The sequence below is a fragment of the Actinomadura fulvescens genome (genome assembly GCF_039533225.1).
Classification (GTDB): domain Bacteria; phylum Actinomycetota; class Actinomycetes; order Streptosporangiales; family Streptosporangiaceae; genus Spirillospora; species Spirillospora fulvescens.
On record NZ_BAAATD010000022.1, the window covers coordinates 46,708 to 71,031 of the forward strand.

Annotated in this window: 15 protein-coding genes and 2 pseudogenes; 7 read left to right on the top strand and 10 right to left on the bottom strand. The window is 68.1% G+C overall.

The features are described 5' to 3' along the window. Positions 1-18: 18 nt before the first annotated feature. Both ABD333_RS44805 and ABD333_RS44810 read right to left on the bottom strand, forming a co-directional pair. Entirely contained in the window at positions 19-258 is a 240-nt protein-coding gene (locus ABD333_RS44805; RefSeq protein WP_344549019.1) for a hypothetical protein, read from the bottom strand. Between the two features lie 238 nt (positions 259-496). Next, positions 497-931 carry a MarR family winged helix-turn-helix transcriptional regulator gene (locus tag ABD333_RS44810; RefSeq protein WP_344549020.1) on the bottom strand — a complete coding sequence of 145 codons (435 nt, stop codon included), beginning with the start codon at positions 929-931 and terminating at the stop codon, positions 497-499. Between the two features lie 69 nt (positions 932-1,000). Here ABD333_RS44810 and ABD333_RS44815 point away from each other — a divergent pair. Continuing rightward, positions 1,001-1,787 (top strand): annotated as a pseudogene (locus ABD333_RS44815) (alpha/beta fold hydrolase); the annotation flags it as partial. Between the two features lie 284 nt (positions 1,788-2,071). Here the strand turns inward: ABD333_RS44815 and ABD333_RS44825 are convergent. Further along, positions 2,072-2,254: a hypothetical protein gene (locus tag ABD333_RS44825; protein ID WP_344549022.1), complete on the bottom strand. Its 183-nt coding sequence runs from the start codon at positions 2,252-2,254 to the stop codon at positions 2,072-2,074. A 410-nt stretch (positions 2,255-2,664) separates the two neighbouring features. After that, the gene (locus tag ABD333_RS44830) at positions 2,665-4,212 is read right to left on the bottom strand and encodes an ISL3 family transposase (protein ID WP_344549023.1); all 1,548 of its coding nucleotides are present in this window, start codon (positions 4,210-4,212) and stop codon (positions 2,665-2,667) included. 178 nt (positions 4,213-4,390) lie between these two features. Here ABD333_RS44830 and ABD333_RS44835 point away from each other — a divergent pair, with 178 nt between their 5' ends. Next, positions 4,391-4,954: an alpha-ketoglutarate-dependent dioxygenase AlkB gene (locus tag ABD333_RS44835; protein WP_344549024.1), complete on the top strand. Its 564-nt coding sequence runs from the start codon at positions 4,391-4,393 to the stop codon at positions 4,952-4,954. A gap of 195 nt (positions 4,955-5,149) precedes the next feature. Here the strand turns inward: ABD333_RS44835 and ABD333_RS44840 are convergent, their stop codons facing one another. After that, positions 5,150-5,899: an SDR family NAD(P)-dependent oxidoreductase gene (locus ABD333_RS44840; RefSeq protein ID WP_344549025.1), complete on the bottom strand. Its 750-nt coding sequence runs from the start codon at positions 5,897-5,899 to the stop codon at positions 5,150-5,152. A gap of 316 nt (positions 5,900-6,215) precedes the next feature. Between ABD333_RS44840 and ABD333_RS44845 the strand changes: the two are divergent. Both ABD333_RS44845 and ABD333_RS44850 read left to right on the top strand, forming a co-directional pair. Then, positions 6,216-7,056 (top strand): annotated as a pseudogene (locus ABD333_RS44845) (IS5 family transposase). A gap of 175 nt (positions 7,057-7,231) precedes the next feature. After that, positions 7,232-9,217 carry a translocation/assembly module TamB domain-containing protein gene (locus ABD333_RS44850; RefSeq protein WP_344549026.1) on the top strand — a complete coding sequence of 662 codons (1,986 nt, stop codon included), beginning with the start codon at positions 7,232-7,234 and terminating at the stop codon, positions 9,215-9,217. A gap of 159 nt (positions 9,218-9,376) precedes the next feature. On the opposite strand, the gene ABD333_RS44855 is transcribed toward ABD333_RS44850, so the two are convergent. The 4 genes from ABD333_RS44855 to ABD333_RS44870 form a co-directional block, all read right to left on the bottom strand. Continuing rightward, positions 9,377-9,739 (bottom strand): winged helix-turn-helix transcriptional regulator, encoded by a 363-nt coding sequence (locus ABD333_RS44855; RefSeq protein WP_344549027.1) that lies wholly within the window; start codon positions 9,737-9,739, stop codon positions 9,377-9,379. A gap of 262 nt (positions 9,740-10,001) precedes the next feature. Then, complete coding sequence (locus tag ABD333_RS44860) at positions 10,002-10,400, bottom strand: hypothetical protein (protein WP_344549028.1); 399 nt, start codon at positions 10,398-10,400, stop codon at positions 10,002-10,004. A gap of 244 nt (positions 10,401-10,644) precedes the next feature. Further along, positions 10,645-11,847 carry an acyltransferase family protein gene (locus tag ABD333_RS44865; RefSeq protein ID WP_344549029.1) on the bottom strand — a complete coding sequence of 401 codons (1,203 nt, stop codon included), beginning with the start codon at positions 11,845-11,847 and terminating at the stop codon, positions 10,645-10,647. 1,134 nt (positions 11,848-12,981) lie between these two features. Next, the gene (locus ABD333_RS44870) at positions 12,982-14,370 is read right to left on the bottom strand and encodes a DUF6002 family protein (protein ID WP_344549030.1); all 1,389 of its coding nucleotides are present in this window, start codon (positions 14,368-14,370) and stop codon (positions 12,982-12,984) included. Between the two features lie 282 nt (positions 14,371-14,652). Between ABD333_RS44870 and panD the strand changes: the two genes are divergently transcribed. Next, on the top strand, positions 14,653-15,069 hold the full coding sequence (panD, locus tag ABD333_RS44875; protein WP_344549031.1) for an aspartate 1-decarboxylase: 417 nt from the start codon (positions 14,653-14,655) through the stop codon (positions 15,067-15,069). A gap of 416 nt (positions 15,070-15,485) precedes the next feature. Here the strand turns inward: panD and ABD333_RS44880 are convergent, their stop codons facing one another. Beyond that, positions 15,486-15,632, bottom strand: a complete 147-nt coding sequence (locus ABD333_RS44880) for a hypothetical protein (protein ID WP_344549032.1) — start codon at positions 15,630-15,632, stop codon at positions 15,486-15,488. Positions 15,633-15,885: 253 nt separating this feature from the next. On the opposite strand from ABD333_RS44880, the gene ABD333_RS44885 reads away from it, so the two are divergent. Continuing rightward, positions 15,886-16,812, top strand: coding sequence for an alpha/beta fold hydrolase (locus tag ABD333_RS44885; protein ID WP_344549033.1), 927 nt, complete (start codon positions 15,886-15,888; stop codon positions 16,810-16,812). A gap of 59 nt (positions 16,813-16,871) precedes the next feature. Then, the gene (locus ABD333_RS44890; RefSeq protein WP_344549034.1) at positions 16,872-24,314 is read left to right on the top strand and encodes an SDR family NAD(P)-dependent oxidoreductase; all 7,443 of its coding nucleotides are present in this window, start codon (positions 16,872-16,874) and stop codon (positions 24,312-24,314) included. Positions 24,315-24,324 lie beyond the last annotated feature (10 nt).

Genomic DNA, 24,324 nt, shown 5'->3' on the forward strand with positions numbered 1-24,324 from the left:
ACGGACTCGAACTCCAGATCATGGTGTTGCGGCTGGCGGGTCGCTGGGCTCCGGCAAAGGCTGGGTGCGCAACACCGTGTCGAGCCTGGTCAGCTCGGAGCGTGCGCCGCGGAGCCGACCACCCATGTCCACCAGCGACAGCAGCGGGTCCGCGCAGCGGGCGGCCAGGATCTTCGCCGCGCCGATGTTCCCGCCGAGCGCGAGATAGGCGCCGAGCACCAGCAACACGGTGAACGTCGCCTGCACCGTCAGCGTCAAGCCCAATACGCCGGGCAGAGCCGACAGCGTGGAACGGCGGGACGCCCGCTGCAGTCGGTGAAGCCTTCGGACTTTGCTCAGTGGGTCAGGACCGAACCCTAGGGCCAGTTGCACACGCTGCCGACCGCCACCAAGCTGGAAACCGGCGGGAACAGCGACCACTGAGACAGCCCACAGGGCTCGAATCTCACGCCACACAGACGGCATTGTCGGCGCTCTTCCCGCCCCGCATCACCCCTTATTCAGCAGGCTCCCAGTCGACGAGGCGGGCGAGCAGCGTAAGAAGTTGGTCGCGTTCTTCGGCTCCCAGGGGGCCCAGCAGCTGCCCTTCGGCACGGTCGATCGCGTCGGCGGCGGCCCGCTGGTGACGGCGGCCTTCGGCGGTGAGATGGAGGGCGTAGGCGCGCCGGTCGGCCGCATTGCGGCGCCGTTCGATGAGGCCGGCGTGTTCCAGGCCGTCGACCACGGCGACGACGGTGGTGCGGTCGACGCCGATCCGGCGCCCCAGCTCCTGCTGTGACATCGGCCCGTACTCGCCGAGGCAGACCAGCGAGGCGGCCTGTTTGGGGGCGACGTCCAGGCCACTGACCTGCTGCTCGACGCCACTGCGCGCCCGGGCGTGCAACGCCACGAGCAGGAAGCTGAGCCTGGGCGGAACTGAATGCGCGGACACTTGGACATCATCCCAGACTCCCATATAGTCAGTTTACTGACGATCAGTAATTTGCTCATGGGAGGGCGCATGCCGTCGACAGTCAAGGTCACCCGCGGAGAACTGGCCTACGACGTAGAAGGGACCGGACCGTCCGCGTGCCTGATCCACCAGTACCGGGAGGTGACCGCCAAGGGGCCCCTCGCAAACGCCCTGACACCACACTTCCGGTTGCACGCGATCAATCCGGTCGGTCTCGGAGGCTCCAGCGCGCCGCGAGAGAGCCACGACCTGACCATGGAGTCCTTCGCCGACGACCTGGAGGACTTCCGCTATCGACTTGACCTGCCGCCATGGGTGGTGGTGGGCAGTTCGACTGGAGGCATGGTCGCGCTGCTACACGCGTTGCGCCACCCCAAAGCCGTTCGCGGCCTTGTTCTCATCGGCAGTGCGGCGAGCAGGCAGTTCATCACCGGAAGCCTCGCCGATCCCGCCCACCCCCGTGCCGCCGAAGTAGCGGCGGCACGGACGTCCGCCGCCCAAGGCGCCGAAGGCATGGCCGCCTTCCGCACAGCGATGTTCCGGCTCAGCGTCGCCGACCCGCACCGCACCCCCGAACCGCCCGAGGGCGAGGACGGCCATAACTCCGCCTGAACGCCTGAACGCCTTCATGACCGAGCTCGACGAGTTCGATCTGGAGCCCCGGCTGAGCACGCTCAACTGCCCGACGCTGGTGCTGGTCGGACGGCACGATCCGATGTGTCCACTGCCCAACAGCCAGCGCATCGCCGAAGCAATCCCCCACGCCCAACTGCGCGTCTTCGACCACAGCGGCCACTACCCCTATCTCGAAGAGCCCGAAGCGTTCCGCACCGCGATCGATACCTGGACTCGCGAACACTTCGGCATTGGATAAGCCCCTTCCGCGCCGGCCGCACAGCGGCGCGACGGGCAATGACACCGCCTCCATGAGCCCAGCCAGCCGCGCGCCGGTGACAACGGCGGACACCCCGGACCATGTGTTAGCGATCACTCAGGATGAGGATGGCGGCGTCGTTGGTGGTGAGGACGGGTAGGTGTGGGCAGGCCCTGCCGGGTGGTTCTGGCAGGGCCTTGGTGTGCAGGGTGTCGGCTTGGTGTTCGTCGTGTCGCCGGGGTGGGTCAGAGTTGGCCGGGGTCGTGGTGGGTGAGCATTTGGGTGATGCCCAAGGTGGTGTAGCGCATCACGTCGCGGGCTGAGGTCCAGGCTGCGGCCGCTTGGGAGTTCAGGGTGTGGAGGGGTGTGATGTGGGGTTGGCAGACCACGGTGGCCCATTCGGCGTTGACTGCCAGGTGGACGGCCATCTGGGCGATGATGCGGCGGTGGTGGGAGGCATGATGCCCAGAAGTTCGCGGTCGGCCAGTTCCCGGCATCGGTGGGCGGTGTGCTGGCAGCGAGCGGCGGGGGTCATGGCGGGCGCTCGTGCGTCGAGCGTGTCCAGCAGGTAGAAGGTCAGCTGGAACAGCTCGATGGCTACGGGGCTCGTGGGCAGGGAGCCGGGGTCGGGAGTGGCCCTGGTGTCGATGCTGCCATCACGATGGGTTTGTGGCTGGTCACTCGGCCGCGATGACTTCGTTGACGGCCGAGCGGGCGGCGGTTTCGTCGGCGATGAAGGTGGCCAGCAGGATTGGATGGCCAGGTTGTCGGCGTACTGCTTGGAGTGCAGAAGTGAGTACGGCTTAACGGGCTCTGTCGCTGATCTTGTGATGGGCGGTTACGACCGTTCGAGGATGCGTGTGCGGAGTAGGTCGAAGTTGGCGCGGCCGTAGCCCTGCCTCATGAGCAGCTTCACTCTCGTGTTCTGGCCTTCGGCCTGGGCTGAGTTCCACGGCAGCGACAGGCCGGCGATGACGGCGTCCAGGTCGTAGCGCAGCCCGTCGGCGAACTGCCGCAGTGCGGGCAGGTCATCATCGGCGACCTGGTCGATCCATGCGGGCAGCCGGTCGCCGCGTAGATGACGCATCATCACGGCGAAGGTGCGGACGTGGCGGACGGCGGCGTCGAGGTTGGGGCAGCCGGCCCGGATCTGCTTGAGGTCCAGCGCGGCGCGGGGATCGAGGGTGTCGGGGTTGGCCATGATCCAGCTGGTGACTCTGCGGGGGCGCGGGACCGGTCGAGGTGGCGGCGGGGGCGTGATGCCGTGTTTGAGCTGGCGAACGTAGAGGTAGACGGTGCTCGAGCTGCCGCGATATCCCTGAGTCTGCAGCTCCCGGAACAGTTGTAGGGCGTTGTGGCACCCGTCGTTGACGCGTTGTGCGAGGTAGGGCTTGTAGGCGTCGAGCAGGCTGGGGCGGTGGGCGGCTTTGGCCGGCAGTTCGTCCAAGCTCGCGGCTCGGGCGTAGCGGCGGACGGCGTAGTAGTCGAGGTTCAGGTCCCGGCTGATCCCCTTGAGGGATCGGCCCTGAGTGACCAGGTCCTGCACTGCGGCGTACCGCTCGGCGGTCCGGGCGACGAGCTTGCGCGGGCGGCCACGAACATCGAGATGGTCGTCGGGCTCCGTCACGTCCTGCGACTCGGGTGGTTCGTGGCTGGCGGGCAGGTCAGCGTAGGCGGTCTTGATACAGCCGTGGTGGGTGCCGACGGTTCTCTGCACCGCCTCGGCCAGGTTGTGCCAGACATGCCACCGATCCACCACCTGCCGGGCCTGAGGTGCACCAACACGGGCGGCCTCGGCGAACGCCCGAGCCCTATCGCGACAGACGATCTCAATCTCGGGATGTCCCGCCAGCCACTCGGTCACAGGGCCCGATTCCCGGCCACGCAGTACCTCGATCGGCTGGTGGGCCTCCAGGTCCACGATGATCGTCGCGTACCGGTCCCGCTTGCGCAGTGCGAACTCGTCCACCGCCACCACCCGCACCTGACCGGCGGGCCGCTCGGGTCGCGCTCGGACCATCCGCAGCAGCGTGTCCTTGGCCACCGGCAACCCGAGCCGGGCCGCCAGCCGGACACCCGCACGGGCCGCCATTGCCACCGCGACCCTGCCCAGCATCCGGCGCAGCAGCAGCGTGTATCGGGCATGCGGGCTGGTCAACCCGACCACCTGTTCGGCGAACGTCACTGCCGCACATCCGGCGTTGATGCACTTGAATCGGCGCACCGTCAAAGCCAGCACCGTCGTCATCCCGCCGAGCGCGGCATCGGCCAGCCGCCGAACGTAGCGGCCATGCACCCGGGCCGACGACTCGCCGCAGTGCGGGCACGTCCCATCGTCAGCTCGGACACGGGCATCGAGGGTGACGACCCTCAGCGTCCGTTCCACCGTTTCCACCACGACCCCGGCCAGATGCGGGAGAAGATCCTCAACACACTCCGGACACGATCAACTACCGGACCGTTCCACGTCACAAGATCAGCGACAGAGCCGATAAACGTGCGGGGTTGTGGTGGCTTCGACGAGCCTCTGGACCGGATAGGCGTGATCGAATATGTTTTCGATCATGGTTCCGGGTCTTCTGTGCGTCCACCACTGGCTGGACACGGACACCCAGCAGCGACTGACTGCGGACATCGACGCCGCGCCCTGGTCGTCGCAGCTGCGGCGGCGTGTCCAGCACTACGGGCACCGCTACGACTACGGCAGTCGCGGTATGAGCGGGGCCCCAGCGCCGCCGCTCCCCGGCTGGGCGCTGACGCTGGCCCGGCGGCTGCACGAGGACGGCTACTTCGAACGACAACCTGACCAGGTCATCGTGAACGAGTACCTGCCCGGTCAGGGCATCAGCGCTCACGTCGACCGCGTCCCCTCCTTCGGCCCGGTCGTCGCCTCGGTCAGCCTGCTGTCCGCGTGCGTCATGGAGTTCACCCACCCACAGGACAAGACCCGCGCGCCCGTACGCCTCGAACCCGGCAGCTTGTGCGTCATGACCGGCCCGGCTCGATTCACCTGGCGGCACGCCATCCCGGCACGCAAGACCGACCCCGGCCCCGACCGGCGAGTTCCCCGCCGTCGGCGAGTGTCGGTGACGTTTCGAACGGTCCTAGGGAAGCTCCACGAGAGCTAACACGCTGATCAGCTCTGCAGAATTAACTACCCGTACCTGGCTCTGCAGGCAGGCGGAATCTGGAACCGCTACGCTCCCCATGACCACTCTGAGTGATCAACGCTGGGACGCCGGATCCGAATGCAGATCACTGAATCAACGACTCTTGCCAGCATCAAGCCCCCCGATTCCGCCTCCGCCTGAGCCTGCCCAGTCTCAGCGGAGTGTGTGGCCGCCGTTGACGGTGATCCGCTCCCCCGTGATGAACGTGGCGGCCCCCGAGACCAGGAACGCCACCACCGCGGCCACCTCGTCGGGGTTTCCCATGCGACCGAGAGCGACGTCCGACCGGTAGGCGAGCAGCTCCTCCTCGGGGACCTGCGAGTGCCGCTCGACCGGGATCCAGCCGGGCGCCACCAGGTTGACCGTGATGCCGGAAGGGCCCAGCTCGCGGGCCCAGGTGCGGGTCAGTCCGAATTGGGCCTCCTTGGCTGCCACGTAGGCCGACATTCCCGGCAGAGCACGGTCGACGATGTCGGAGCCGATCTGGACGATCCGGCCGCAGTTCCGCTCCTTCATGCCGGACAGGACCGCCTGCACGAGCAGCGTCGGACTCTTCACGAAGAAGGCCAGCTGGTCCAGATGCGTCTGCCAGGTGAGGTCCTCCATCGCCACGAGGGGTTGCGGGCCTGTCGCGTTGATCACCAGGGCGGTGACCGGGCCGAGGCGCCGCGTCACCCGGGCGACCAGGTCCGCCGTCGCCTCCTCATCGGTGACGTCGGCGGTGAACGCCGCGGCGGAGCCGCCCGCGGCATGGATGTCGTCGACCACCTGATCGGCCGCCGCGCCGCCGGAGCGGCTGTTGACCGCGACCGTCCACCCGTCCGCGGCCAGGCGCCGGGCCATGGAGGCCCCCAGGCCCCGGGACGCACCCGTCACAAGGGCGACCCTGCTCTCATCAATCATGATCGGCTCTTTACCCCTTTAGCCCGATGCCGACCGACACTCCCCGGCCGTTTGCGAGATCAACAGTTCTTCAACACGCACTGACAGGGCGTTTGGTTCAGGTTGCGTCTGCTATGTGGTGTCTTGCCGGGCAATTATCGAGTGGCGTGAGATGTCGGTGGGGTGGCTGGGCGTCCGGTGGCGTGAGCACGTTGCGTTCTGCCTGTCATGCACACTTCGTCCTGTCTGGTCCCAAGATGGGGTCTGATGCGTGGCTTGCTGGCTGGGTGGATGTATACCGCTGGGCATGTCGGTGTGGACGGCGTAGGCCAAGGACATGAGGCAATCACGGCGCTATCCCAGCGATCTGTCCGACGAGCGCTGGGCGCTGATCGAACCCACGTTGACCGCCTGGCGCGCCGCGCGCCGCCAGTACGCCCTGGACATCGGCCGGCCACCTGAACACGACCTGCGCGCCTTGATGGATGCGATCTTGTATGTGGACCGCACCGGCATTCCCTGGCGCTACCTGCCGCACGACTACCCGCCCTGGGCCAGCGTCTACTCCTACTTCGCCGCCTGGCAAAAAGACGGCGTCTTCGCCCAGCTCAACGGCCTGCTGCGCCGTCTGGCCCGCCAGCAGCAGGGGCGCGACGCCGAGCCCAGCGCGTGCATCATCGACTCCCAAAGCGTCAAGACCGCCACCACCGTGCCCGCCACCACCCAAGGCATCGACGCGGCCAAGAAGATCGTCGGCCGCAAACGCAGCATCACCCGCCGACACCCTCGGACTGCTGCTGGCGGTACTGGTCACCACCGCCAGCGTGCAAGACGCACCCGCCGGCATGCAGCTGCTGACCAGCGCCGCCGCCGCGCACCCGACCATCGCCATGGCCTGGACCGACAGCGCCTACCGCGCCCGGTTCATCGACCACGCCGCCCACCTGGGAATCCGCATCCACACCGTCAGCCGCGACCCAGCCACCCGCGGCTTTGTCCCGCTACCCCGCCGCTGGGTCATCGAGCGCACCTTCGGCTGGCTCATGCAACACCGCCGCCTGGCCCGCGACTACGAAGCCTTGCCCGCCCGCTCCGAAGCCATGATCCACCTCGCCTCGATCGACCTGCTCAGCCGCCGCCTCACCAGTCAATCCACCCCCACCTGGCGCGGCACCTGACCCCTCAGCTCAACCAGACTCCGCAGGACCAAACGCCCTGTGAGCAACCGGCAAGGGCGTGCGAGGAGGACCGATTCTCGGGTCACCGGCTGCGTCGCGGCACGTCAGTGGCGGGAGCCCTTCCAGCCGGGGCCGGCGCGGAACCGGCCGCAGCCGGACCACGTCTGGTCTTGATATGGAACGACACGAGCTGACCGGCGCGGAGCTGCGGCTCTGGGATGCCTATCCGAGCGGCGCGATCGTGACGTTCGGCGGTGGGGAGACCGTGCGCGCCGAGGTGGTCGCGGCGCTGCTGCTCGGCGCGGCCGAGCCCACGCCCGGCCGCTATCCCGGTGTCCGGTTGCGCGGAGCCCGGATCATCGGGCGGCTCGACCTGGACGGAACCGCGTTCGACACCCTGCTGGACTGCGCTGGCTGCGTCTTTGAGGACACGGTCAGCCTCGCCGAGGCCGACCTGCGCACGCTGCGGATCACGAACAGCCGCCTCCGGGCGTTCAAGGCACCGCGGCTGCGCGCGGCCGGGCTGGTCTCCCTGGAGGGCTCGTCGATCGACGGCGGTGTGCGGCTCGACCACGCACGGCTGGAGAGCGAGGTCCGGCTGGCCGACGTCACGGCCGGCAAGGTGATCGCGAACAACGTCGAGATCCAGGGCAGGCTGAACGCTGCCGCGATCACGGTGCGCGGAGAGTTCAACGTGCGCGGTGGCCAGATCACCGGCGATCTCGTCCTGGCGGGCGGGAGGTTCAGCAATCCCGGCGAGCGAGCCGCCGTGCACGGCGACGCGGTCACGATCGGCGGGCAGCTCCGGGCCGCGGAGGTCGAGGTCACCGGGGCCGTCCTGCTGCGGGGCGCGAAGATCGATGGCACCATCGCGTTCCACCGGGCACGGCTGAGCGCGCCCGGCCATGACGTGCTCAACGCGGCCGGCGCGACGGTGGGCGGAGGATTCTTCTGCCGGAGCGGCTTCAGCGCCGAGGGTGGGATCCGGCTGATCGGCACGCAGATCACCGGGAACCTCACCTTCGACGACGCCCGGCTGCACCACCCCGGTGGCAAGGCCCTGGACCTGGACTCGGCGACGTGCAGCGAGGTCAGCGGCGTCAATCTGACCGTGACGGCGGGCGAGATCAGCATGCGCAACACCCGGGTCGCCGGGCGGGTCGACCTGGACGACGCGGAACTGCGTAACTCCGGCGGCCACCGCACCCTCGCCGTCGATCACGCCGAGCTCGGCCTGGTGTCCCTGTGCCGGCTGCGAGCGCACGGCGAGGTGATGATCCGCGCGACACGGATCAACGTCCGGCTGCTGCTCATGGACGCCGAGTTGCACGTCCCGCATGGCCCGGCGCTGCGTGCCTCCGGCAGCGAGATCGGCGCCGACCTGATCGCGCACAACCTGCTCATCGACGGGGAGCTCAGGCTCTACGGGACACGGGTCGGCCAGCACGTGGATCTCACCGGGCTGCGCCTGTCGGTGCGGGATGGCGTGGCGCTGGACGCGCAGGGGCTGGTGGCCGGTGAACTGTCGCTGCTGCCCGCCGCACCGCTCGATGGCACGATCGTGCTGGCGCACGCGCAGATCGGTCTGCTCCGCGACGACCCGGACCGCTGGCCGGCCGTGCTGGACGCCAACGGCCTCACCTACCGGGCGCTGGAGCCGCGGTTGCCGGCAAGGCAGCGGCTGGCCTGGCTGAACGGCGACCGCAACGGCTTTGAGTCGCAGCCGTACGAGCAGCTCGCGGCTCACTACACCACGCTGGGCCTGCACGCCGATGCGCGCGCGGTCCTGTGCGCCAAGGAACGCCACCGGCTCGACGGTGAGACCCCGCTCATCTGGTTCTGGGGCCGGTTGCAGGACCTCACCACCGGGTTCGGGTACCGGCCATGGCGGGCGTTCCTGTGGTCGGCGGTGCTGCTGACCGTCGGCAGCGTGGTCTACGGGCTGCACCCACCGGCCCCGCTCAAGCCCGGCGAGGCTCCGCAGTTCAACCCGGTCGTCTACACGCTCGACCTGATGATCCCGCTCATCAACCTCGGGCAGGAACTCGCGTTCAACCCCGTCGGGGCCCACCAGTGGCTGTCGTACACGTTCGTCGCGGCCGGCTGGATTCTGGCCACCACGATCGCCGCCGGAGTCGCCCGCGCCGTCAGCCGCCGCTGAGCCGCAAGGTGCGATTCTGCAAGTCTCTGGCAGTGCTGGTTCGTCATTGGGTGGCAGTGCGCTGGTCACGCGGGGGTGTTCGGCACGCGGGGGTTCTCCTCCCTGGTCTGATGATCTCAACTTGCGCCGGCGTGGGCGGTGGTTTGGGCCGGGGAGGTGTCAGGTGGGGTGGTTGGTGGTGAGGTATTGGGCGCCCCAGGTGTTGGCGTGTTGGAGGCTGGGCCACAGGCTGCTGCCCAGGTCGGTGATTCGGTAGGTGATGCGGGTTAGGGGTCCTGGGTCGACATTGCGATGTATGAGACCTTCGTGTTGGAGGGTGCGGAGTCGTTCCATGAGGACGCGGTGGGAGATGGTGGGCATGGCGTGGGCGAGTTCGTTGAAGCGTGCTTCGCTTTGGCAGAGCAGGTAGAGCAGTTGCAGGACCCATCGGCGGCTGAGGAGTTCGAAGGCTGTGGTGGCCGATTCGGGCAGGAGGAGCCGCGGGTTGTGGTCGGCGGGGTCGGCGGGGTCCTGTGACTTCATCCTGTTACTTCCTGGAACCAGGTGAGTTTGCGGAGTTACCATCGGTTGGTCGCGCCTTACTCGGCGGCTGCCCTGCCTCACTGTACGGATTGGCGTTGGGCGGCGGCCACGGACGGCGGGGTCGGCTCTTGAAGGGGGCTGCGCCGCCGGGTCGGAGGGCGGAGCAATGCCTGATTCCCCGGTCGGGACTGCGGCGCACCCTGGGGGCGATAGTGCTGGGGTGGGGTCGCTGCATGAGGTGCGGGGGCCGGCGACCCGGCGGCTACTGGCGCTTGATCAGCGGGGTGAGCTGACCGGTGCGCATGTGCGGCTGCTGGCGGCGTGTTTGGGCGCCGGGGAGCGGACGGTGTGGCGGTGGCTGAGTCAGGCGCGGCTGGACGGCCGGTGTGAACGCAAGGTCCGCCGGCGGTTGGAGATCACCGATGAGCTGCGTGTTCAGCTGGCGTTGCTGGGCGGTAATGCCTCCCGGCTGCACCGTGAACTGGTGGCGGCGGAGCGGGCCGGTGGGCCGACGGCGCCGAGCCTGGCGACGTTGCATCGGGCGCTGCGTCGTGATCTGAGCCCGGGTGTGCGGGCTGGTCTGCGTAAGGGTGAGAAGGCCCGCCGGGCGTTTGATGTGTATCTGCGGCGCGCCAAGGGGCTGGGTCAGGTCGACAGCCACCGCAATCTGGTGTGGGAGGGCGACCATGTCGAGGCTCCGGTGCAGGTTGATGTCGGGGGGATGCTGCGCCGGCCGTGGGTGACGTGGTTCATCGATTGTGCGACCGACGCGATCTGCGGTGTGGCGGTGACGCCGGACTTCCCGAGCCGCGAGAGCGTGCTGGCGGCACTGCGCAGCGCGATCTTGATGGAATCGGGGCTGATCGGAGTGCGGCGGCGATCGCTTGCGCCACAGCGCGGGCGCGTCACGGTCGTTCTTCCCGAGGCCCGGAGCCGAGCGGAGTCGATACCGGGGGGCTGCAGGGCGTGCGCCGGCGGGCCATGGCTCTCATCAGAGGTCGCTCATAGAAGCGGTAGAGCAGCAGAGCCAGCGCTTGGGCCGCGAGCACGAACGTCGCCGCGAGCAGTATCCCTGACCAGGGGGCGAAGGCGTCCTTGGCCGCCAGCACGGGTGCAGCGACCATCAGGAGGGGTATGTGCGCCAGATACAGCGCATAAGAAGCCTCGCCCAGTTTCATTGACATGGGACCGACCCATTGATGCGTGCGGCCGTGCAAGTCAGCTCTGGCCAGTCTTGCTGTCACCAGGGCGAAGGGGACGGCGAAGGTGGCTCCCAAGGCATAGGTGAAGGGAAGCAGCATGAACGCTGCGCACGCGGCGCCGAAGGCGACGGCGAAGGCGACGGCGAAGGCGACGGCGAAGGCGACGGCGAAGGCGACGGCGATCGTCACACGCGAGAGTTGCGGCCAATCGCCGGTCTGCAGGAGTCGGGCGGTGAGCATTCCGAGCAGGAATTCGGGCAGCCGAACCGGCGGCAGAACATACACAAACCACAAGCTGTACTCGTTGAGCGGTATCCCAGGCACCAGCGTGGGGCCGGGAATGCAGGCCGCCGCTGCGGGCATGAGCAGCACCATCGCGGCGGTGGCGGCCCAGACGGGTTGGAGGCGTCGCGCGGGAAGCCTGCGGACGGCGGCGATCAATGCGGGGAACAAGGCATAGAAGAAGACCTCACACGACAGCGACCAGGCCGGGCCGTTGAAGGCCAGGAAGACTTCTGCGCTGGGAACCCAGTTCTGCAGCAGGAGCAGGCCGAGGATGCTCGCATAGGGCGGGCTGTCCTCGACCAGTGGTGGGTTGAGCAGATGCGCGAAGAACACCACCGCCACGGTCCAGGTGAGGGCGTGGTTGGGGAACACCTTCCAGAATCTGCGGCGCCAGAACGCCCTGGGCCGGTCCTGGGGGGTGGATACCCAGGTGAGGATGAATCCCGACAGCACAAAGAAGCCGCTCACGGCCCCGAACGCCAGTGGATAGGCCATGAAGGTGAGTGTGCTGACAGGCCCGGCGAAGTACAGGGCTGTGTGGTACAGCAGTACCGCCGTGGCTAGAGGGAACCGCAGCACGGTCAGGGAAGGAAGCTTCGCGGGTGCGGGAGGCCGTGGCATGTGTCCTCTAGGGGAGGCAGGTGTGGGCGCAGGCGCCTGGCCAGGCTGGTCAGGTCATCGCTCAAGCCCACAGGATGGTGCTGGCGGTGAGGCTGACGCCGTAGCCGAAGACCATCAGCTGGTAGACGAGGCGGTCGGCTGCGGTATGGGGACGCGCGGCGGCGGTCCGGCAGAGCGCAGCGATCAGGCCGTCGACCAGTACGAGACGCCGCTACGTCGAAAGCCCCCGCCATCCGCTTGACCTCGGCCAGTCCGAGTGTCGGCAGCAGACTACGGATAGCGACGCGGAGAGCTAGACGACTCATCCAGCCCGTCGCCTGCACCGGCCGTCCGGGGTGCCGGGCCGCAATTGCGGCGGACGCCTCCTCAGCCGTCACCTCCCCAGCCTCCGCCAGCCGCTGCGGCGAGCACGCCGGCTGCACCAACCGCCGCTGCCTTCGATGTTCGGACAGGTGCCCAGCCCATTGTCGAGCAGGCCCCAGGCGCGTTCGACCGTAAGCCCGCCCCTGTCAAAAGCGCGAAACCGATCGGTCATCGTGGACTTCAGCACCTCAGGATCACAGACCGGGGTAAGCCCGCTGGCCCGCGACCCGCGCCTCCAGCGCCCATCGGGCCCCCAGTACCGCCCCAACCAGCTCATCGGATCGCGCGGCAGCGCACCGGCATGCCTGATGAGTGACGATGCCCCAGCCGCGGGCTGCACCGAACCTCTTCACCACCGCTTCCCCGTGATTGGCAATTCACTAAAAGTCACGATGCCTGAGGCTGATGGCGCATGTGACCGGCCCTGCGGCTGTTTTCGTCTAGCCCGGCGGGCATAGCGCCATGAACGGCACCGCTACTCTGCGGGGTGGGCCAGGGTGGCCTGGGAGAACTCCCGTCTCTAGCCGCCCACCGCGTCCCCGGCTTCCCGCGATCGTGCCGTTCGGTCGGTGCGTGCGGCCCGGGGCCGGTCGTGACGCCAACGAGGCCGGCGACCTGTTTCGATGACTGCCGTGCCCACAGCGCGGCGCACTGACCCCGGTTCGGCGTCCGCCAGTTGGGTGACCTCGTGTCGCTACCTGGCAGCAGTATCAGCCTCATTCCGGTCTCCCTTGACTTTGGACGGCACCCAGGCCGCTCTCGCCGACCTCACTACGAAGAGGGCAGAGCGGCGTCGATGATCAGCCGCCGCAATTCTTCCGGTTGGCTGCAGGGCGCCAGGCCGGTGATCGGGCGAAAGTCGTCCGCCGAATAGCAGCCGGTGCCATGAACCAAGACGTCATCATCGGTGATGAGACCGCGGTCAAGAGCGTTAAGCAGGCCGGTCATCACCATGACCAAGGCCCACTCGCGCAGGTCGCGTGGGTCAGAGGGCAGCTCGATCGCTGGCGCGAGCAGGTCTCGTACCTGACCGTACCGAATCATGCATTCGTGCAGGGAGACCACGATCCCACCACCGCCCTGACGCCGGATCACCTCGGTCATCGCCGCGGCGGTGGGCGGCCGCCTGGCGTAGAACGTAGCGTCGACGCGTTCAGCGGGGTCAAAAGCGGTGGCCGGAAAGCGCGGATCGGTGTCCTGGCGGTACAGGCCGCTGCCCGGGTCGTAGCCATAGGAGGGCAACACCTCTTCAGCCGCTGATCCGCGCAGCAGATCGAGAACCATGTCAGGCGCGCCGAGCTGCTGTACGAGGAAGTAACGGGGGGCCCGGCCGTGACCAGGATGCGTTCGAGACTGATACCCCAGCTGGTGCCCCAACAGGCCATAGGCGCTGGAAACGGCCTGGATGTGCAGTCTTCCCCGGTCTGATGGCGGAGGGTGGACCTCGTACTCGACCATGGCTCGCAGTGCGTCGGCAGACCGGTAGTTGTCGACGTCGGTGGTGTACCAGACGTCGACCTGCGCACCGTCTCGCAGCTCAGCCGCGATCAGCGCATGGACCTGCCGGCACACATCTCTGACATCCGAGGGCTCTCGGCCTGGGTAGAGCACTACCGGGTTGCGTTTGCGCAGATCGGAATCGGTACTCAGGCGTGACGACCACACCTTGCCGGCCGACCCCACCGGGATGAGGCTGGTGATGTGAAGTCGGTCTGCCGCGACCAGCTCCAGGTCGATGGCTCGCAGCACCGCATCGCGCAGGGCCGTGGCCTTATTGCCTGAGGACGGGGTCAGCAGCATCACCCGGCGCCCGGACCGACGCACGTACTGCACGGCCCGCGCCACCATCAGCAGCGAGGCCAGTGACTTGGTGGTGCGCGTAGCGGGATTGCGCATCATGTCCAACAACGCAAGCCTATGACCCGCATGTCGGCGGAGCTTCTGCGTGCCAGGGCCGTGCAGGTGATGCACGGCCATACTAGATGGGGAAAAGAAGTCGACCATCTCCGCAGAAAGCGGTGGCAACTCCCACCCGGGACAGAAATGCTTAGCGCCGTCTCGATCACCGACCTGTGCACGAAGTAGACCTTGAAGAACGGCGTAATGCCGCACGATCGCATTATCGACGACCAGTGTACGAGCGGCAGACAGATCGGCCATTACATCTCCATCTACACATCGAGGGTGAAGCTTTCATCATTACTGGCACCGCAACCAGAGGCCAGTCACCCGCAGTGCATTTCGTCTCAAATCGAGACAACACACCCTCTGCGCCCGATCTGTCCGCCAGGACTCCGCAAAGAAGACCTCGGGGCGCTCTTCCTGGTCTTAGATGAGCCTAAGGGGACCCGGAGCGACGGTGCTGCCTTCGCAATGCCACTTTCGCTCCGAGTTCGAGATCCACCCGTTGACAGACCCCCTGCGAACCTGACGGGACAACTCATGTACCGGACCATGCTGAAGTCCAAGATTCACCGCGCCACCGTCACCCATGCCAATCTCCACTACGTCGGCTCACTGACGATCTGCCGCGACCTTATGAGGGCCGCTGATCTGCTTCCCGGGGAACGAGTCGACATCGCCAACATCAACAACGGATCCCGAATGTCGACCTACGCGATCGAAGGCCCGTCCGAATCGAGAATCATCGGGGTAAACGGCGCCAGCGCCCGGCTCTTCGCACCCGGTGACCTGGTCACCATCCTCGGGTATGGGATCTGCTCGGGAGAGGAGGTCGAGGAGCTCCTCCCGCGCGTGGTCCTTGTCGACCCAGAGAATCGGCTTATCAGCTGCGGAAACGATGCAGCCGAGCCCGCTCCCAGGAGCGGCACCGTGCGAGGAGACACAGGACGCCCATAAACCGCGGACGGGTGTCCTTCCTCTCCGGCGTCCTCCGGTCGGCGCTCACGTGCAAATAGGATGAAGTCGGAACGCGCGCAAGGGGAACCGACGCCTGTCCCACAGTCGATCGGGACCCGGCGATTCGGGATCAAGCCGGCGCCGGTGTCCGGTGGGGCACCACGAGTGAGGGGTCGGCGGAACTCAAGCGGCGCAAGGGCGAGAGCGCCGACTTGCGCCGGGCGAACGAGATCCTCAAGGCTTCGGTGGTCCTCTTCGCGGCCGAGCTTGACCGGCCACACAATTACTGATCGCATTCATCGACGCGTTCAAAAGAAGGTATTCGGGGTCGAGTCGATCTGCCGGGTGCTGTCTGTGCCCGGCATCAAGATCGCAACCGTCCACCTGCTACGCCGCACAGTCGCATCCGGCCTCGGTCAGGTGAGCACGGTGTTCACGCACGCGTCGCGCAGGGCGTCCAGGGCCTGCGGGCCGCGGGGATGTGTGGCGGCGTCCTCGGCGGTGGCGTCGGTCGAGGACGCGTGCACGGTGCTGAAGGGCGCGACGTGCCTGAACGCGCGCACGCCGAGCTTGGTCGCGTCCGCGACCGTAAAGGTACGTGTGGCCTGGGCAGAGGCCGATCTTCTTGACGCTGCGTGGTTCCACGCTGAGTAGACACCAGCGTTATATTGCTGTTTGTGATCACTCGCTCGCTTAGGGTAGTGATGGCTGGGTATCCAAGTTTCCGGCGGTCAACGAGAACGGTCTTCGGGTGAATCTGTCGTTGCGATGGCCGTTGATAGAAAAGGCCCGCTTCGGATAGTGATGGGATCTTCGATGGACATTCCTTCGCCACCCCGTGACGAGCTTCTGACCCTGTCTGTCGACGGCCTGCGCTACACCTGCCGGATCCTGTGGAATGACGACGATCCTCAAACGGTACCTGTGCTTTATACGCACGATGCGTTCGCGCGGATGCATTCTCGGGGGCTTTCGATTCCCTTGAGTGACGTTGCCACCCAGGTTCAGGTGAACCTGCCGGGCTCGGGGCATTCGGACGATCTTCCCTCTGATGTGACTTCCGATCTCTTTCTTCGCGCATTGCTCCAGGTGATGGATGAAGTCCCGTTGCCGCGTGTCAACCTCGTCGGTGGGTCGGCCACAGGACCCTTGGCCTATGAGTTCGCCCGGCGATATCCCGAGCGGGTGCGTCGGCTGGTGCTGGTCGCCACGGTCGCGTCGGCGTCGGACATGCTGCGACTCAATCCGGGCCCGGCGGCTGCGTTGAAGAGAGAGGACCATGAGCTCACGCAGGACGAAGCGAACGCGATCCTGCGGCTCTTGGTGGATCAGGCACCCGACAGTGCGGTGATCGGGCGAGATGTGGTCCGGGATCGGCTGACCGAGATGTTCGGGCAGATGACGCGCGCTGAGCTGACGCGTCTTACTGGACGCTGGCGGGCGCTCGCTGCTCTTTCCAGCGATCCTGACGGGCGATACGACGGCCCCGCCCTGGTTTTCACCGGTGAACTCGACGCCATGACTCATCCCCAGGCATGTCGTGAATTCGCCGCCACCCTCACTCAGTCGGTCTTCGCTACGATCCGGCAGGCCGATCACATGGCGCATCTGGAACGCATCGACGAGGTCGCCGACCTCGTGCGCCGGTTCATCACCGATCAACCGCTCGAGGGTCTGCCCTATCTCGCCTCCCTCGAATGTTTCCCCGAACACCGTCCTGCCGGCGTCTCACCGAGTGCATGACGCGACTGGCCGACTGCTGTCCCCGGGCCCTGACCACGGTCGCTGCGTAAGGAACCGAGATGAGCAATGACACCCTCCCCGCAGGGCGGACGAACCTGCCAGACACCGCCGCCGACACCGCCATCGCCATCGTCGGAACAGGATGTCGTTTCCCCGGAGGGATCCAGTCACTCGACGATCTATGGGTGGCGGTCGCCGACCAGCGGGATCTGGTGGGCGAGATCCCGCCCGATCGCTTCGACGCCTCGCTCTGGGCGACCGCAGGCAGGAGGCAAGCGAGGAAATCATGCACGACGTCCGGTGCCTTTCTGGACGACGTGCGGGCGTTCGACGCAGCGTTTTTCGAGATCTCGCCGAAGGAGGCCGCTCAGATCGACCCGCAGCAGCGGCTGATGCTCGAATGCGCTGTAGAAGCGTTCGACGATGCCGGGATCGATCCCGCTGACCTGCGGGGCAGTGACGCGGCCGTCATCGCCGGGGCGTCACTGCATGACTACGAGACTCTCCAAGCACGCAGGGTCCAGCCCACGCCCTACACGATGAGCGGTATGGCGATGTGCAACCTCGCCAATCGCATCTCCTACTTCTTCGATCTGCACGGCCCTTCGCACACGGTGGACACCGCTTGTTCGTCCTCCCTGCTGGCGGTGCACCAAGCCTGCTCGCTACTGCGCTCTGGCCGTAGCCCGGTGGCTCTGGCAGGGGGCGTGAACGTCTTGCTGTCGCCGTATCCCTATGTGGGTTTCTCCCAGGCCTCCATGCTGTCCCCGACGGGCAGGTGCCGCCCGTTCTCTGCCCGCGCCGACGGGTACGTGCGTGCGGAGGGCGCTGCGGTGGTGGTGCTCAAGCCGCTGCGGGCGGCAGAACGTGACGGCGATCGGGTGCTGGGCGTGATCCTGGCGAGCGACGCCAACGCCGATGGCCGCACCATGGGTCTGACCTTGCCCAGCGCCCGCACGCAGGCCGCGTTGCTGGAACGTGTGTACGCGCAGGCCGGTGTGACGCCCGAGGAGGTCGCCTACGTCGAAGCGCACGGTACCGGCACCCAGGCCGGGGACCCTGCCGAGTGCCGGGCTCTGGGGCAGGTGCTGGGGCAGCGGCGGGGCGGGAGGCCGCTGCCGATCGGATCGGTCAAGTCCAACATGGGGCATCTGGAGTCCGCCTCAGGGGTGGCGGGGCTGTGCAAGGCAATCACGGTGCTGCGGGAAGGGCGGATTCCGGCGAATCTGCACGCCGAGGCCCTCAGCGACGCGATCGACTTCACCGGCCTCGGCCTGGAACCAGTCACCACGCCACGACCCTTGAACGCGGTCGGCCGCGGCGTCGTCGGCGTCAGCTCGTTCGGCTTCGGCGGCGCCAACGTCCACGTTGTGGTGGCCGCGCCGTCCCCATCCCCACCCGAGACAGCGACCAAGGTGGCGGAAGCACAACAGGCGGACGCGCAATCGGCTGAGGCCGCGTCCACGCGGCTTCCTGTGCTGGTCTCGGCTCGTACCCGCAAGGCGCTCGACGAGGCGGCGGAACGCTGGGCCGCGCGGCTGGAGAAGGCCGATGAGGAGGAGTTCTACGACATCTCCTACACCTCGTGCCGCCGCCGGGCCCGGCACGAGCACCGTGTAGCCATGCTGGCCGACGGCCCGAAGGAGGCGGCCGCGGCGCTGCGGTCGCTGGCCCAGAGACGCCCCTGCGTACGCTCAGCGTCGGCGACCGCGGTACCGGGCGGCCGGGTGGCGTACGTATTCAGCGGCAACGCCTCACAGTGGGCCGGCATGGGCGCTGAGCTCCTGGCCGCCGACCCGGCATTCGCAGCCGAAGTCGGCGAGGTGGACCAGGCGCTGTGCGGTCTGCTCGATTGGTCGGTGCGCGACGAGCTCGCCGCGCCCACCGATTCCGCCCGATGGGCGCGGACGGAGGTCGCCCAACCGCTGCTGTTCGCGGTACAGGCGGGCTTGGTGGCCGCCCTGGCGGCACGAGGGGTGCGGCCGTCGGCGGTCGCGGGCCACAGTGTCGGGGAGGTGGCCGCCGCCTACTGCGCCGGAGCGCTGAACCTTCAGGCCGCGTGCCGAGTGATCGCCGAGCGCAGCCGGGCGCAGGCGCCCACCGCGGGCCTGGGCCGCATGGCGGCGGCGGGACTGAGCCCCGACCAAGCCCAGCGATGGATCGCCGAGCAGGGACATCACGGCCAGATCTGCATCGCGGGGGTCAACGCCGCACGGGACGTGACGTTGACCGGAGATCCGCAGGCACTGGCGGCTCTCGGCGCGACGCTGGATGACCGTGGCCTGTTCTTCCGCGACCTGGGCCTGGACTACGCCTTCCACAGTCCGGCGATGGAGACGATGCGCGAGCCGCTGCGTTCGGCACTGCACGGATTGGCCCCGGCCGCCTGCGCGACTCCTCTGGTGTCCACCGTCACCGGCGACGTGATCGAAGGCACGGAGCTGGACGCCGACTACTGGTGGCGCAACGTTCGTGAGCCGGTCCGGTTCGCCGACGCCGTCGACACCTTGCTGGACGCGCAGGAGTGCGACGTGCTCGTGGAGATCGGCCCGCATCCGGTGCTCGCCGCCTACCTGCGCCGAATCTGCTCGCGCCGACCGGATCCGGTGGCGATCGTGGCAACGATGAGGCGCGAGGACAGCGGCAGGGACGCCCTGGAAACCGCCTACGCGCAGCTGCTGGCCGACGGCGCCCAGGTCGACTGGGACGTGGTCTTCCCCCGTCGAGGCCGGGCCGTTGCGCTTCCTGCCTATCCCTGGCAGCGCGAACGCCATTGCATCGGTACCCCGGACTGGTGGAACGAGGCGCCGGAGGCCTGCCCCACCGGACATCAGCTGCTGGGCAGCCGGCTGGCCGATCCAACCCCGTCCTGGAGCCAGGAGCTGGACGCCGGGCGGTTGGCATGGCCGACCGATCACTATGTCGGACCGAACGCCGTGTTGCCGGCCGCGGCATTCGCCGACATGGGGTTGTCGGCCGGACGCCAGGTGCTCGACGGCCCGGTCGAGCTCCTTGGATTTGCCGTCGACCGCGCCCTGGTACTGCGTCCCGATGACACGCAGGCACCCGTCCGCCTGCACACCACGCTCGCGCAGGACGGCACGATCACCATCGCCGCCAAGGACGGCGACGCCGGTGACTGGGTCGACCACGCCCGCGGGCGCGTCCGGCGCCTGCTGCGCGACGCCCCTCCGGCGCTGGAGACCCCGGCGCCGGCGTCATCGTGCTCGCAGGCAGCCGAACGGCTTTACCCCGCCATCGCCGGCACCGGCCTACGACACGGCCCCGCCTTCCAGGCCGTGAGATCGCTTCACGCCACCTCCGGCACTGTCGTGGCCGCCTACAGCACCCAGATCGACTACGAAGACGTCCACGCGGCCCATCCCGTCGTCCTGGACGCAGCGATCCAGATGTTCTACGCGCTGTGGCCCGAACTGACGCAGGAGCGAAAGCTCTACCTGCCGGTCGCCATCGAAGCGATCCGGTGCTGGAGTCCGATGCCCCGCAGCGGCTTCCTGCACGCGCGCGCCAACCGGGCCGACTCCTGGGAGGGGATGTGGGACGTGTCGGTCACCACCCAGGAAGGCGAGGTCGTACTGGAACTCCTCGGCTGCCGGGTACGCCGCTACGAAGCCGCTCGCCCCGCCGGACCTAGCCAGCTGACCGAAGTCCTACGAGCCGCTCCCTCGCCCGAGTCGCTGCCTTCGCTGACTGCTAGCCCGCTACCCGCGCCCCCCGACGTGCTCGCCGCATGTACGCGCCAACGGTCCGACGATGCCTTGGACTCGGCGGGGAGCCACGGCTACGCCCAGGTGCACGAACGGCTGCTGGATCTGACCGCGCACTTCACTGCAGCGGCGCTCGCCGACCTGCTGCCCGGCCGAGACACCTTCACCCTCGATCATCTCTGCACGGCCGGGGTCTCCGCCGAGCACAGCGTTCTGCTGCAGACCCTGATCCGCACGGCGGCCGAGCGTGACGTCCTGACCCAGACCGCACTCGGGCAATGGCGTATGGCCGCTGAGCCACGGCCAGACGAACTGTTCCGGGACGCACTGCGGGACTTGCCCGAGCAGAGCACGGCTCTGCACATCTGGGGTGTCAGCGGCCGTAACCTGCCCGCGGTACTGCGCGGCGAACAAGACGCGGGGGAGTTGCTGTGCGCTATGCCGGATCAGCTTGCCGCGCGTTTCGCCGACAGCTTTCCGCTGCTGCGGTCGCACAGACGGCTGGCCGGTCGGCTGGTGCGCGCGATGGTCGCCGACTGGCCTGCAGACCGGCCGCTGCGGGTGCTGGAGATAGGCGCGGGCACCGGTACGACCACCGCTTCGCTACTGGCGCATCTGCCGCCCCGGCTGACCCGCTACACCTTCACCGACGTCATCACGGCCCGCTTCCCTCAGGCGCAGAGCCGCCTTGGCCTCTACGATTTCCTCGACTACCGCACCCTGGATCTGGACGCCGATCCCGCCGAGCAGGGCTTTGCTGACGGCTCCTATGACCTTGTCGTCGCGGGTCACGCGCTGAGCTCCCGCCATGATCCGGCGGCCGCGCTGCGCCGGGTGGCCGGCCTACTGGCCGATCACGGGCATCTGCTCGCCCTGGAATTCCACGCGCCGCTGGTGCCGCCACTGTTCGAGGTGGTCGGATCGCGGCCGCTGCTCTCTCGCGAGGAGTGGGCGCCGCTGCTCCATGAATGCGGCTTCGTCGGAACGGTGCAGACAGGCGACGATGCCGAACCCGCACGCGGCGCCCACTCGGTCATCCTTACCGGACGCCAGCCCAGAGAGCTGCCGCCGCCCTCCACTTCGCACGTCACGGCCAAGAACGCCGAGGCCATGGGCGGCGGCCGGTGGCTGGTCGCCGACCTGGAGAACGTCGGACATCTGGCGACTGAGGTGAGCCGCGTACTGGGTGCCCAAACCGTACTCCCCTATGACGATCCCGCCCGTTGGGCCACGCACCTGTCCGAAGGGTTGCTCGGTGTCATCCTGGTGGCCGATGCACCGGACGCCGACTCCGCCACCGACCCCGCCACCGACCCCGCCACCGAACAGGCGGTGCGGCATCTGGCGGTGCTGCGTGCGGTCGCCGCAGCGGGTGAGGCGTTCCCGGGACTCACCGTGTGGATCGTCACCAAAGGCATATCGGACGTGCCGGTCGCCGCGTCCGGGACGGGCCTGTGGGGCGCCGCACGGACGCTGGGCAACGAACACCCTCAGCTGAAGGTTCGCCGGGTCGCGCTCACCGGATCCGATCCGCGCGGCCTGGCCGCGAAGCTGGCGCAGGAGCTGACGTCCAATTCGGATGAGGACGAGGTGCTGCTCACCTGCGAGGGTCGCTTCGTAACGCGCGTCCGTCCGCGCTCTGCATCGTCGGTCCCGTCCTCGGACGGGCCCCTCACGCTGACCCTGCACACCATCGGACTGCAGCATCAGCTGAGCTGGCAGCCGACGCAGGTGCGCGAGCCGGACGAGGGGGAAGTCACGGTCTGTGTCGAGGCGGCCGGGCTGAACTACCGCGATGTCCTGGTCGCCACCGGGCTCGTCCCAGCCCCTGATCCGGCCCGGCCGCTGGGGCTGGAATGCGCCGGTGTGGTCTCCGCCGTGGGCACGGGCGTCACCGGCCTGGCGCCTGGCGACCGGGTGGCCGTCGTGGCGACCGGATGTCTGGCCTCGCATATGACCGTCCGCGCGGCCCAGGTGATCCCTATCCCTGCCGAGCTGGGCTTCGCCGACGCCGCCACCATGCCGACGGTCTTCCTCACTGTGCACCACAGCCTCGGCCATCTGGCCCGGCTCGCCGCCGGTGAAACGCTGCTGATCCATGGCGGGGCGGGCGGTGTGGGACTGGCGGCCCTGCAGTACGCCCGCCACGTCGGCGCCCGCGTCATCGCCACCGCGGGCTCCCCGGCCAAACGCGATCTGCTGCACCTGCTCGGCGTCGACCACGTACTGGACTCGCGCGGCCTGGATTTTCTGGAACAGGTCAAGGATCTCACTGGCGGCAAAGGCGTCGACGTCGTCCTCAACTCGCTGGCCGGCGAGGCCCTGACCCGGGGGCTGGAACTGGTCAAACCCCATGGCCGATTCATCGAACTGGGCAAGCAGGACATCCTCGCCGACCGTCCGCTGCCGCTCGGTGCCTTCTCCTCCAACCTGGCGTTCTTCGGTGTGGACGTCTCCGCGCTCCTCACCGCTCCCACGGAGCTGACCGCCACCCATCTGACGGCACTCACCGAGGCCATGCGCACCGGCCGTTACCGGCCCCTGCCCTACCGGACGTTCCCCACGCATCAGGTGCGGCAAGCCTTCGACTGCCTGCAGCACTCGCGGCACGTCGGCAAGGTCGTCATCACCTTCGGCGAACCCGTCCCTCTTCCCCGCCCCACCGGTCCGCCCCTGGACCCGACGGCGACCTACCTGGTCGTGGGCGGCTTGGGCGGATTCGGTGCAGCGACCGCCCGACACCTCGCCACCTGCGGAGCCCGCCATCTGACCCTGATCAGCCGCCGCGGCCCCAACACCGACGAAGCACACAGGCTGATCGATGAGCTACGCGGCCTCGATGCGACCGTGCTGGCCCTGGCCGCCGACGCCACCGACCCGCACGCCATGCGCCAGGTCTTCGCACAGATCGACGCCACCGGCCGCCGCCTGGCCGGAGTCGTGCACTCGGCCATGGTCCTCGCCGACGCCCCGCTCACCGAGCTGACCGACGAACGCATCCAGGCCGTGCTGGCACCCAAGTTGACCGCCGCCCGGCTGCTGGATCGCCTGACCAGGCAGCGGCGGTTGGACTTCTTCGTCGTCTACAGCTCACTGGCGGCACTGGCCGGCAACATCACCCAGGCAGCGTACGTCGCCGCCAATCTGGAGCTCGAAGGGCTCATCCGCGACCGCCGCCGCGCCGGACTGCCCGGACTCGCCGTGCAATGGGCCGCCATCGCCGACGCCGGATACGTGCACCGCGCCGACCGCGCCGACGAAATGCACCGCCTCGGCCTCGGCCGCCTCACCGCACACGATGCCCTGACCGCACTGAACCACCTGCTCGCTGACCCCGGCGCCGACATCGTCGCGGTCGGCCGCATCGACGGCGATCTGCTGCGGCGAGCACTGCCACGCCTGGACGCGCCGCGCACCGCCACGGTTCTCACGCCCTCGGCCCAGCACGAGGACAACGGCCGTGTCCACCTGAAGGACACTCTCGCGGCCGCGACCGCTGAGGATGCGGCGACCATCGTGCAGGACACTCTGACCGACCTGCTGGCCAAGGTCCTACAGACCACCCCAGAACACATCGATCGAACCCGCCGTCTGGACCAACTCGGCGCCGACTCCATGCTGACCGTGGAGTTCGCCGCCGCAATTCGCCGACTTTTCGAATGCGAAGTGTCCGGAATGGAGATCTTCAGCCTTGGAACGCTGCCCGCAATCGCCCATCGCCTCCTCACCCACCTCGGCCACGACCGCGTGGTCGAAGACGGCAGGCAGGCCTAAGAGCGGTTAG